General features: G+C 54.4%; 14 protein-coding genes and 1 tRNA gene. 4 read left to right on the plus strand and 11 right to left on the minus strand.

Going from position 1 to position 11,276, the window contains the following annotated elements:
- Positions 1 to 312: 312 nt before the first annotated feature.
- The 3 genes from JUK32_RS01105 to JUK32_RS01115 are packed head-to-tail and all read right to left on the minus strand — an operon-like array spanning position 313 to position 3,323.
- The gene (locus JUK32_RS01105) at positions 313 to 1,320 is read right to left on the minus strand and encodes a 2,5-dihydroxypyridine 5,6-dioxygenase (protein ID WP_204137018.1); all 1,008 of its coding nucleotides are present in this window, start codon (positions 1,318 to 1,320) and stop codon (positions 313 to 315) included.
- A gap of 30 nt (positions 1,321 to 1,350) precedes the next feature.
- The gene (locus tag JUK32_RS01110) at positions 1,351 to 2,166 is read right to left on the minus strand and encodes an alpha/beta fold hydrolase (protein ID WP_204137019.1); all 816 of its coding nucleotides are present in this window, start codon (positions 2,164 to 2,166) and stop codon (positions 1,351 to 1,353) included.
- Positions 2,163 to 3,323 carry an NAD(P)/FAD-dependent oxidoreductase gene (locus tag JUK32_RS01115; protein ID WP_204137020.1) on the minus strand — a complete coding sequence of 387 codons (1,161 nt, stop codon included), beginning with the start codon at positions 3,321 to 3,323 and terminating at the stop codon, positions 2,163 to 2,165. Before JUK32_RS01115 ends, JUK32_RS01110 begins: the two co-directional genes overlap by 4 nt.
- A gap of 327 nt (positions 3,324 to 3,650) precedes the next feature.
- Here JUK32_RS01115 and JUK32_RS27305 point away from each other — a divergent pair, with 327 nt between their 5' ends.
- On the plus strand, positions 3,651 to 3,998 hold the full coding sequence (locus tag JUK32_RS27305) for an IS1 family transposase (protein ID WP_239112192.1): 348 nt from the start codon (positions 3,651 to 3,653) through the stop codon (positions 3,996 to 3,998).
- A gap of 14 nt (positions 3,999 to 4,012) precedes the next feature.
- Positions 4,013 to 4,378, plus strand: coding sequence for an IS1 family transposase (locus JUK32_RS27310; protein WP_309224461.1), 366 nt, complete (start codon positions 4,013 to 4,015; stop codon positions 4,376 to 4,378).
- Between the two features lie 15 nt (positions 4,379 to 4,393).
- Here JUK32_RS27310 and JUK32_RS01125 read toward each other — a convergent pair whose 3' ends face one another.
- The 8 genes from JUK32_RS01125 to JUK32_RS01160 form a co-directional block, all read right to left on the minus strand.
- On the minus strand, positions 4,394 to 4,597 hold the full coding sequence (locus JUK32_RS01125) for a hypothetical protein (protein ID WP_204137021.1): 204 nt from the start codon (positions 4,595 to 4,597) through the stop codon (positions 4,394 to 4,396).
- A gap of 165 nt (positions 4,598 to 4,762) precedes the next feature.
- Positions 4,763 to 5,107: an Arm DNA-binding domain-containing protein gene (locus JUK32_RS01130; RefSeq protein ID WP_204137022.1), complete on the minus strand. Its 345-nt coding sequence runs from the start codon at positions 5,105 to 5,107 to the stop codon at positions 4,763 to 4,765.
- Between the two features lie 111 nt (positions 5,108 to 5,218).
- A tRNA-Thr gene (locus tag JUK32_RS01135) sits at positions 5,219 to 5,291 on the minus strand.
- A 66-nt stretch (positions 5,292 to 5,357) separates the two neighbouring features.
- The gene (locus tag JUK32_RS01140; RefSeq protein ID WP_204137023.1) at positions 5,358 to 6,005 is read right to left on the minus strand and encodes a response regulator transcription factor; all 648 of its coding nucleotides are present in this window, start codon (positions 6,003 to 6,005) and stop codon (positions 5,358 to 5,360) included.
- Between the two features lie 167 nt (positions 6,006 to 6,172).
- Positions 6,173 to 6,610, minus strand: a complete 438-nt coding sequence (locus tag JUK32_RS01145; protein ID WP_204137024.1) for a ferredoxin — start codon at positions 6,608 to 6,610, stop codon at positions 6,173 to 6,175.
- Positions 6,611 to 6,613: 3 nt separating this feature from the next.
- Positions 6,614 to 7,000, minus strand: coding sequence for a cell division topological specificity factor MinE (gene minE / locus JUK32_RS01150; protein WP_204137025.1), 387 nt, complete (start codon positions 6,998 to 7,000; stop codon positions 6,614 to 6,616).
- 42 nt (positions 7,001 to 7,042) lie between these two features.
- Entirely contained in the window at positions 7,043 to 7,843 is an 801-nt protein-coding gene (gene minD, locus JUK32_RS01155; protein ID WP_204137026.1) for a septum site-determining protein MinD, read from the minus strand.
- Positions 7,844 to 8,067: 224 nt separating this feature from the next.
- Positions 8,068 to 8,916 (minus strand): queuosine precursor transporter, encoded by an 849-nt coding sequence (locus tag JUK32_RS01160; RefSeq protein ID WP_204137027.1) that lies wholly within the window; start codon positions 8,914 to 8,916, stop codon positions 8,068 to 8,070.
- A 235-nt stretch (positions 8,917 to 9,151) separates the two neighbouring features.
- Between JUK32_RS01160 and JUK32_RS01165 the strand changes: the two genes are divergently transcribed.
- Both JUK32_RS01165 and JUK32_RS01170 read left to right on the plus strand, forming a co-directional pair.
- Positions 9,152 to 11,062, plus strand: a complete 1,911-nt coding sequence (locus tag JUK32_RS01165) for a mechanosensitive ion channel family protein (protein WP_239112195.1) — start codon at positions 9,152 to 9,154, stop codon at positions 11,060 to 11,062.
- 19 nt (positions 11,063 to 11,081) lie between these two features.
- Positions 11,082 to 11,276: hypothetical protein (locus JUK32_RS01170; RefSeq protein WP_204137028.1), on the plus strand; the 195-nt coding region annotated here is incomplete at its 3' end.

Genomic DNA, 11,276 nt, shown 5'->3' on the forward strand with positions numbered 1-11,276 from the left:
ACGGGTTTCGACTCCGCTCAACCCTCAACCTCTTACCTGGACAGTGATATCGCTGATTGAGCGGAGTCGAAATCAGCTACTTAGTTACCCTTTAACTAGGCCCAGCTACTTAGTTGGAGAAAAAATGGTCGCTAAGCCTAGAAGCGTTATAGAGACAGGCTTCTGCCATTGAGTATTAATCTCGCTAAAGTCGAGAGCCGGTGGCTGATAGAGTCTGAACCCATTGAAACCTCGCTCTGACTTGGACTCCACTACGTCTTAGCGACTAAAATTTCTCTGATTCCATACATAGTTGTAGCGGCTCGCAATTATCTAAACAATGGCCAAGGGGGGGGAAGTTTGTTGATCACTCATGACTTCCCCGTTCAAAACAACCGGTTGATCGTCCAAATAAACTGAGCAATGCCGCATGGGCACATCTAAATGGCAGGGGGTTGACCGCTGCCCCCCGCCGACGGTGTTAGGGCCAGTGGAGAAGAGAAAATTGCCCGCAAACGCTCTTCCATCTTGCCCTTCCGTTTCCCCTTTGCCATACAGACCCAGCGCTTCCCATTGGCCGTTGTGACTGAGTCCCCACCCAATATGGGAGATCGCATAGACATTATTGTCCTGATACTGCGCCATGAATGCCTTCATGTAGTCAGCATCAAACGCTCCAGTGATCTCCCGAATAAATCCATTTTCGACTTGCAGGGTAATCGGGGATTGAATATAGCTAAAAAACGGAAAGATGATGTCACCACGATCAAGCACCACAGTCCCGTTAACACTGCCTTCGTTGGGGAACGTAAAGACAAATGCCCCGGGCCATTGATCCCAATGACCGGGTTCGTCGGCAAAGCCGTACTGACACATCGCCGGAAACTCGCCTAAGGGCGCATAGAAGTCGGTTCCGGCGGCGGAAGTAACATGCATGACTTGGGCCTGGGCCAGTTGATGTTTGGCCGCGATCGCCCGCTGCTGATCTGCGACCTGGGGCAGCATGCGCTCCAGAATTTCCGGTGGTTCGAGGATGACCAGGACTCGCGTTCCCGTTTCTCGGCAACGATGAATTTGACTATCCAAAATAAATGCGAGATCGATGATCAAATCGGCGGCTTGCAAAAGCGGCAGCACGGCATCTGGCAGGCCGTGGCGACTGGGCACCTCGACATAGCTGACTTGCGCCCCAAGAATTTCAGACTGACTGAGAGCAACTGACTTGTAAGGGGTTGAGCCGTCGTAGGTGTTGAGCACAACGACCTGCTCACCGGGTTTGACCCGACTTAATTTCAGCACTGTTTGCCAAAGGGTCATTAACGTTGCGGGGGTGATGCTCATGGTGATTCAGTTCCTGGGTCGATAGACAATTTAAGGGGCGACAGAGGCCGACAGCCGAGCCAGCGCTGCATCAATTTGGCGATAGAACGGCTCAGGCTGTTCGACGGGAATCAGATGCCCGGTATTGGGCACACAGACAAAACGGGAGTGGGGGTAATGCTGATGAATGGCGGCCACCGTAGCGGGCGGGGTTAACGTATCTTGCTCGCCAGCGATCACCAGGCCCGGTTGGGTAAGTTGGCCCAGTTGACCACAGACATCAAAGCCCATGACCGCGGCCATAGCGAACTTTAAGGAGGTTTGATTGGCGGCGGCGCGGTGCTCAATAAATTGGGTGATGTAATCAGGATTCTGCTCTATGAAAGGGGGCGAAAAAATGGACTGACTGGCAAGTTTTGCGGTGGCTAACGCGCCCATTTGCGCTAACGTCGCCAGGCGCTGCTGCAGGTTTTCGGACACGGCCTGGGGGGTGCAGCAAGTCGTGCAGGCCAGCATCAGAGCGGGGAATCGTTCTGGTTGCTGCAGCGCCATTTCCATGGCGACCATGCCGCCTTGGGAAAAGCCCACCAGAATGGCTTGATCAATTTGCATGTGATCCAAGACGGTGAACCAATCGGCAGCCAACTGGCGAATGCTGTAGGGGCGATCGGGGTGTTCGGATTGACCGTGTCCGCGAGTATCGCCCGCAATGACGTGATAGCGATCGCCATAGCGAGCAAAGGCCTCATCCCATAGGTGATGATCCCAGCCCAAGCCATGCAAAAACATGAGGGCTGGGCCACCACCGATGGCTGCGACGAATAGCTTTAGGCCACCGACGTCAATGGTTTGGAAGCGTTTACTCACAGCGGCTGCAGGACTTGATGGTTGAGAGTTTGAGCGGTTCCTTTAGGCGAGTGGAGCGCGGTCATCCAAATCGTCTTACGCTTCAACCAGTCGGAGCGCTGAATAAAGCGAAAGATGGCGGTGCGTAGTTGGGGGGGATAGAAGGCCAGTTCACCGTAGTAATAGGCCACATCCTGAGTCCACTCAATGAGTCGCCGCTCATGGCGTTCCCAGAGCGCAATCCCCGGGTCGATCGCGGTGGCTTCCTCAATCCAAGTCGCGAGAGCGAGAGCAGACATCATAGAACAGCCGCCACCTTGGCCTAAAAAGGGTGGCTGGGCATTGACGGCATCGCCAATCAATACGACCCGTCCCCGCTGCCAATTCGTCAATTTAATGATCTCAAACTGATCGCCTCTCCCAGCCTCTGGCAACCGGTCAATGAGCCAGCTCAAGTGTGGGAAAGTCTCTTGCCAATAATCTTTGTCGACTGGGAGTGCTTGCCCACGCTCATCTTCCTTCACAGCAGTCAACTGAATATAGGCCAGATCTTTTGTGCAGGGAGCATACAGAATCCGGCGAGCCCCATGCCAATGCTCACAATGACCGCGGCCTTCGTCCGTTTCGAGTTCGGCTGGTGATCGCGAAATCATCGCTCGATAGCCAAACTGATGGGCGAGCTTACGGCTTTTGAGCAACCCTAAGGAATCCCGCACTTTAGAGTTAATCCCGTCGGCACCAATGACTAAGTCACCTTTACGGCTGCTGCCATCGGCTAGATGAATCGTGCCATCCGGGTCAGCGGCCATGACCTCGATGCCAAACTCAAGCTCGACACCGAGGCGGCAGGCTTCGCGATGGAGAGCATGGAGGAGGTCGGCGCGAGTGGGGACATAAAGTCGGTTGTCTTTAGAGAAAAAGTCTTCGGCAAAGACGGTGCCATCTTGGTCGCGTTTTTGGTGCCGCCAAGCTGGAATACTGTCTTGGATAGTGGCTTCATAGACGCCTAAGGCCTCGAGGACTTTTAAGCCGTTCTCCCAAAGATAGATCCCCGCGCCTTGGGGGCGAATCCCAGGACTTTTTTCATAAACTGTGACTTGCCAACCGTACTTGGCAAATGCCACAGCCGCTGACAAGCCGGCAATGCCACCCCCAGCGATCTGGACTGTCTGTAGCATGAGCTCCCCTCGTTTCGCTTACTACAGTGAGCTTAAAGACAGTCCAGCCGACCGACTGTTAGGCTTGTCACACTCAGCGCAATTGGGCCTCAACCTTTGAGCAATACAGGCCCTTTCACGCCCAAACTTTATTTGCATTCCGTTACATTTCGGTCAAGGTACGGATATACATACCACGCTATTCCTAATGGATAGCACTACTCATCTCCTGCAGATGAGTGCTTGTAAATCCGCACTGATTTTTGATAATGACCACGACTCTCCGGTGGTGTTCTAGACCTGTGTAATGAGTCAAGATAACAGGGCGGTCTACCTTGTGAGTTCATGATGGTTTTAGAACCAGTCGGTTGTCCGCACTGCCACACAACGAATGTGGTCAAGAACGGTAAAAGTGGTGAAGGTCAGCAGCGTTATCGCTGCCGCCATGCCAACTGTACTCGGGCTTCCTTCATCCTCGACTATACCTACCGGGGCCACGTCCTTGAGGTGAAAGCGCAAGTCAGTGAGATGGCGATGAAGGATAGTGGCATCCGCGACCCCGCTCGGGTGCTGGGGATTAGCCCCACCACAGTGATTGAGGAACTCAAAAAAACATCGACATCGGTCACCCATCAACCAGCAGGCTTTAGCCTCCTGCCAAGGAGCGCCACCAGCGGTCATCGTGGTGCGGGTTGAAGAGGTGGAGCTTCGTGCCGTCGAAGCGACAGCAACGATGGCTCTGGCACGCGATTGATCATCACAGCGGTGATGTCCTTGCCGACGTCCTCGCTCCGCATGAAGATAACGCCCTCTCTACCCTGATGGCATTACTCGCACCCGTGGGCATTCAGCCGTTCGACACCGACAACTGGGGCGCTTACTCGCGACAACTCGACCCGCAACAGCACACGGTGGGCAAAACCAATACCCAACGAATTGAGCGCAAGCACCTCACTTTGCGGGCTCGCATCAAGCGTCTAGCCCGCAAAACGATTGGCTTCTCCAAATCTGTCTTGCTGCACGACACCGCGATTGGGATGTTTATTAACCGCTACGAATTTGGTCGTGCAATATGACCGCTTTCCACAGGTCTAAAACATTACCAACTTGTAATACCGATCCTGTTTGAATACGGCAATGATGCGATCGCGTTCCTCACGAGTAAAGGGATGAATCTCATCCTCCTCCGTTCCCGACTTTTTGACCTTAATTTCCGAAGCCATCCCGTCAAACAGATTGGTTTCTAAAACTTCTAACTTTCTCGCCCACTTACAGCAAGCACTCAGATGCATCATGAGGCGTTTAGCAGAGTCCGCAGGAACATTAGAGGTGAACCAGTCGAAAACCGCCTGTGAATCAGCCAGATTCTTGTGCGGGCAATGGTCGAGGTGCTTAGACACCCAGCCATACATTCTCAAAGTTGATGGTGACTTCCCCGATTTCCTGGCGTTTACATAAAGCTACCAAAGCTCTGAGAGCCTGGGTGTAGCTTTGGGTGTAATGTCCGGCGATGCCACCTTGAGGGAGGATTGAGGCTTATATTTCGCCAGGGTCTGATCGAAATTGCCAGAAATCATATCTAGCTCAATCTTTCTGGCCTTCATTTCTGCCAGTTTTCGCCCCTCTGGACGATCAGGAAGTCCGACAGAGATATAGTGCCGTTCGCCCGCAAACCGGAATCTGAGCGGCAACCGTCCATGTGACGTGATGACCTGCACGGAACCTTTCGGAGCCTCTCCTGTTGGGGGTTTTGAGTACATGGCATGAACTTGCTGGTAACTTTGAACTACACCAAAATGTTCCAAAAGATACCCAATTTCTTCAAAGTTTTAGAACCCACGTACTCCTTTTTAAGCTTGGATTACGATAAGCCAAAACCCCTGAGACCTTTCGCCCTCAGGGGTTTTGGGGGTTGAAGCTGGTGACAGGACTCGAACCTGCGACCGGCTGATTACAAATCAGCAGCTCTACCAACTGAGCTACACCAGCACGCTGGACAACCAGCATATCAAACTAGCTGTCATATATCAGAGGAAATCTTGGAAAAATGGACGGTTACGCCTTGCTATTTTCGATCGCCCACCGAGCCAACTCCGTACGGTTATGGAGCCCGGTCTTGCCCAACATATTGCTGACGTGGCTTTCAATGGTGCGTTGGCTGACCTGTAGTTCTTCCGCAATCTCGCGGTTCGCCATGCCCCGAGCGACAAACTGTACAACTTTGAGTTCCGTGGGGGTGAGTTCGACATCAAAGGGCACGTTGATGGTGGGCGTTGTGGAACCACCCCGCGACTGTTGACGAATGAGGCGAGACGCTTGCTTGAGGGATGACTCCACTTGGGCGACCAACTCTTCTGGCTCAAAGGGCTTGACCATATAAACGTCAGCCCCGGTATTCAGGCCTTTGACGCGATCTTGGCTTTGCCCCTTCGCAGAGAGGAACAACACTGGAATCCATTCGGTTTCGGGATTATCGCGGACGTGCTCAACAAAGGCGTAGCCATCCATCTCTGGCATCATGACATCACAGATAATCATGTCGGGGTTGTTGCCATTGAGCACATCCAGTGCTTCACGCCCATTTTCTGCAGTGATGACGCTGTAGCCGCGAAACTCTAGATAGTCCTTCACTAGCAAGATCAAGTTGGGGTCATCATCAATGAGCAGTAACGTCTTCTGATCCCCCGCGTTTCCGTCTTTCATGCTGGCCTGCTTACGTAAAAATCTGATGTCTATTAATGCTCTTACAGGTTACCCATTCTTACGGAATCTGCTACGAACAACGCGAAAAATTACTGAATTAACTGACTTTGTATCGTTAAGTTACGTCAGTATTTAACGAGAGGCGTCTTTGAGGGTGGTGCGATGAGTCAGTATTCTACGGAGTTATCTAGGGCGACAGCTTCAGGGGTTAAAGGCTGGGTAACGAGAACATAGTCTTGGACAATGTGACCACCGAGCAGATGTTCTTGCAGGATGCGTTCAATCACATCTGGGGTAGCGCTGTGATACCAAACGCCATCGGGATAGATCACCATAATGGGGCCTTGTTGGCATACCCGTAGGCAGTTCGCTTTGGTGCGAAAAGCACAACTGGCCCGCTCTGGCGTTGGGGCATCGAGGCCTAATTCTTTAAGTCGCCGTTTCAGATAGTTCCAAGCGGCAAGACTAGCGGCTTGGTCGCAGCATTTCGGCTTAGTCTGGTCGGCGCATAAAAAGATATGGCGGTCGATCGCGGTGAGATGTAGAGCCTCAACGGTTTGTGCCAACGCAGCATCAAGGCCCGATCCGTCTGAGGCGGTCGGCATCGGCTAGGACTCCACGGAAGTATCAACGGCTGGCTGGGGCGGTTTTGTCGTGTCAGCGGTGGCGCTAGTAGCGGGGCTACTGGGGCTTGATGCGGTGGGGCTGCCAGGGGCTGGGGCTTCAGCCTGGGCGCGAATGCGCCGGATGGGTAAATTGGCAATTAAGGCAGTCATGCGATCGTCGTTTTCGAGGGCAAATTCCAGCCCGTCGGTGTCGATTTCCACATAGCGCGACACGACTTCGATGATTTCCTGGCGCATTTTTTCGACCATTTCTGGCGACAGGTCGGCGCGATCGTGAGCCAGGACAAATTGCAATCGACGTTTGACCGCTGATCGACTGGTTTCAGTCCGATCGCGATTAAAGAGTCGATCTAACAGTTCACTCAGCATGGGCAATTCGTAAAGACAGTTGGGTCATTCAGCGCCACAAGTTTAACCCCGAAATAACCGACGAACGCGGGAAAATAAATCGTCGTGGGGGGCGTTGAGATCTAGGAAAGAGACTTTTTCCCCGAGGAGCCGTCGCGCCACGTTGGCAAAAGCGACCCCCGCGAGGGAGAGTTTCTTTTCTAAGACTAACGGTTCCCCTTTGTTGGTGGAGACGATCACGCGCTCATCATCAGGAATCACGCCTAACAGGGGAATCGCCAAAATATCTTGCACGTCTTGCACCGACATCATTTGGTCTTCTTGCACCATGGCGGGTTTGAGACGGTTGATGATGAGGCGCTTGGTTTTAATATCGTTAGCTTCGAGCAGGCCGATGACGCGATCCGCATCCCGCACGGCGGAAATTTCGGGGGTGGTGACGACGATCGCTTCTTTGGCAGCGGCGATCGCATTCCGAAAGCCGCCTTCAATCCCGGCCGGACAGTCGATAAAGATGAAATCAAACTCGGCGGCTGACAGCTTTGACACAAGTTCGGTCATCTGCTCCGGCGTGATCGCCTCTTTTGAGCGATTTTGCGCGGCGGGTAATAACGCTAAGTTGGGCTGACGCTTATCTTTTACCAGCGCTTGCTCCAGCCGACAATCACCCGCCAGCACGTCTAAGGCGGTGAATACGATGCGGTTTTCGAGGCCCAGCAGCAAATCGAGATTGCGCAGGCCAAAATCGGCATCAATCACAGCAATGCGCTGTCCCTGTTGGGCCAGGGCCATGCCCAAGTTGGCGGTGCAAGTGGTTTTGCCAACGCCACCTTTGCCAGAGGTCAGTACAACAACGCGGGTCATAAAACGTCGAGTGGAGGTCTGCGAAAAGTCTACTACGGGTCCGGTCGGTTCAGCGATCGCCAAACCAAACCGAGTTCTGATTATGCCTTACTGTGTCCCGATTGCTGCATCGAGTGTCCAACTTTCTTGGCGCGACTCGAACGGCATGGAGGAATTCGTGCAGTGCTGGTGTTGAGCTGTTGTGCCAGTGACGCGACAGCGATTCGCCAGATGATCTGGTGCGCTTACAACGCGTCTGACGTGACCTCATCGACTGGCGGCGGAGAAGACGCGGTAAACACTGGTGATTCAATCCACAAATATTTGGAGAGCCAATACACGCAGGCATAAAACGGCCCCGTGTCGAGCAGAGCGGCCACCAGTTTGAAGGCGTAGCCGTAAGCAATAAACAGCATTAACTGAGGCCACAGGGCCTGTGATGAGTCAATGGGCAGCACGCCGGCAAAGAAATGCGTAATGAGCACCACAGCGGACGTATCCACCAGTTGACTCAGCAGGGTCGAGCCGTTGTTGCGCAGCCACAGATATTTGCCCTGGGTCAGATTTTTCCAAAAGTGGAAGAGTTGGACATCGACGAACTGGGCAGTTAGGTAGGCGATCATGGAGGCCAAAACGGTGCCAAAGGTGAGGGCGCGAATCTCAAAAAAGATGGGTAGGCGATCGGCGGCATCCCGCATGATTTCACCAGTGGCGGGATTGGTGGCTTCAAACCCCGGCAAGACGCCCCCCAACCACACGATGAAAAAGACCCAGAGGTTCAACAACAGTCCCACCCAGACCACTTGGTTGGCCCGTCGCCGCCCATACAGTTCCGACAGCAAATCGGTACACAGAAATGTCAGGGGATAGGGGAGCACTCCCACCGCCACAGTAATATCCAGCCCGTGGTAACTGAAGATTTTCACAAAGCGGCTGATGCCCAGAATATTCAACATGCCGAGCGTGCCGAGAAAGAGTCCCGACAAGATGAGAAACACGATCGCACGCCGTTCTTGAATCTGGGGCGGCACCCCGGCATCGGGCACCGCATCAAAAACCGCAAGATCGTCAGACACTGGCGCAGTTGAGGGCATCGTTTCGTCGCACTGGGAAACCCAGGAAAAGTGGGCGGGGGCCATCGGGGGAAAGGACTAGCCAGAAGGCCGCGATCGCTCCCCCCGAAACATCGTTCACCCTAGCGCAAAGCCTGACCGGGTCGAGCTGGAGCAACCCATCGTTCTGTCTATCCATGACATTGGTGAAGGGGCAGGGCATCGCCGGTTCTAGCCGCAGCGCCCGCCCAGACAAGCGCCGAGTGAATTGTGTAGAATGACCCCGACTTTAAGGGTGTCTGTCGGCACCGATGTTTTGCAACGCTGCGCCATGGCCATCATGAATTCCCTCAAGCCCATTTCGTTACATAGCCGCACCCGGCGCTTGGTCGTCATGGCCCTGCTGACCTGTGGCTGGGTGCTGCTGACGGCAACCATGAGCCCGGCCCAGTTTTCTTTGCCGGAGGGCGTGGGCGGGGCGGACGGCTTGAGTCCCCCCCCAGCGGTCACGCGCTTGGGCAGCATTGAGGTGGCCGCCGTGCATTCCCCCATCACGGGGGATGTGTTGTTTGAAGTGGCGGCCCCGACTGTGTACGATCGCAGCACCCTCGCCAATATTCCCGCTAATGCCGTCGAGCGGCGGGCGGAAGAAGTCAATGCCCGGATTCAGCGCGCCGTGCTGCGGCGTCGCGACCCGCCAATGGATTTGGCGACCTTGACGGTGGGCCTGGCCAAGCTCAACGATGTCGATGTCATTGTCACGCGGGATGAGCATTACACACAACCCTTGGTGTTGGTCACCGTGACCGAATCCGATGCCGACTATCAGGGTGTCCCGATTCAGGAACTCGGTGAAGACTGGACCGAAATTCTTTCAGAAGAACTGCGCAACGGCATTCAACAACTATCGCCGGAGCAATTTCGCCGCGATGCCTGGCAGGCGATCGCCGTGCTGCTTGGGTTGATCACGATTACTGGCATCGTTGCGGCGCTGAAGTTTTGGGTGCGCCGCCACCAACGCCATTTGCACAAGCGCAAGAAGGCGCTGAGCACCCCCCCGTCCGTAGACGTGCCGGTGGACCCACAACAAACATCGATGGCGTCGCCGTCACCGGGCCAGCAGAATATCCAAAACCGCACTCACTTTCTAGAACATTTAAATGAGGTCTGGACCCTCGATCGCCGCCTCAACTTCCTGGGTTTTTTACAGTGGCTGCTGTTTTGGCTGGTGGTTTTAGTTTGGTATCTCGGCATTTACCAACTGTTTCGACAATTCCCTTACTTAGAGCGCTTCAGCGCTGGCCTAGTCGGCAAGCCGATTCAGCTGCTCGGGGTGTGGTTTGTCACCGGCTTGGTCATTCGCATCATGCGTCGATTGATCGATCGCTTCACCACCGAACGCGAGGGGTTTGACTTTGGCGATTTGCTGACCTTTGGCGATTTGCAACGGCGGCAGCTGCGCATTTCGACGATTGCGGGGGCCGCCAAAGGGCTAATCACCATCCTCCTCATGAGTATTGGCTTATTGCTAGCGCTCAGCGTGTTAGGGGTGCCCACCGGCTCAGTCGTCGCCATCGGCGGGATTTTTGGTCTGGCGGTTTCCTTCGGTTCCCAAAGCCTGGTGAAAGACTTGGTGAATGGGTTTCTGATTTTGGCGGAAGATCAGTTTGCGATCGGGGATGTGATTGATCTCGGCGATGCCGCCGGACTGGTCGAAAACTTAAATCTGCGGGTGACGCAGCTCCGCAGTAGCGATGGTGAATTGGTGACTATTCCCAATAGCGCCATCAGCCAGGTCAAAAATCTGACGCGCAGTTGGTCGCGGGTGAATTTCAGCATTGATGTCGCTTATCAGACCGATCCGGCAAAGGCGCTGCAAATTCTCAAAGAGTTGTCGCAAGTCTTCTACAACGATCCGGCCTGGCAGGACAAAATGCTCGCCCCGCCGGATGTGCTGGGCATTGATGAGGTGTCTCACCGGGGCATGGCGATCACCATCTGGATTCAAACTAAACCTTTGCAGCAGTGGGCGGTGGGGCGCGAGTATCGATTGCGAGTGCGCCAAGCGCTGGCTGAGCACGGTATCGACATTGGCACTCCCCGCCAAACCTACGCGCTGGCACCAGGGGCGATGCAGCGCAACGGTCAACATCCAGCGGCGGATTCTGAAGCGATCGCCCCAAGCTGAGGCGATCAGAGGGCGATTCATGGGTGTCGCTCACGATCGCAGCGTTAAACGCGACACCGCTCGCCCGCTAACTCCCAGGCCCCTTACCTCCCCGGTGCCCGCACTGGTTCACAAACAACCGCGACCCAGTGCTTACTGCCTCACTGGTGCAGAAAAGTTTTGGGAGCAAAGTATCGGTAGTCTCATCGTGAGAAAGTCGTCACTTTCGAGAACT

The sequence above is a fragment of the Halomicronema sp. CCY15110 genome, assembly GCF_016888165.1.
GTDB lineage: Bacteria > Cyanobacteriota > Cyanobacteriia > Phormidesmidales > Phormidesmidaceae > Halomicronema.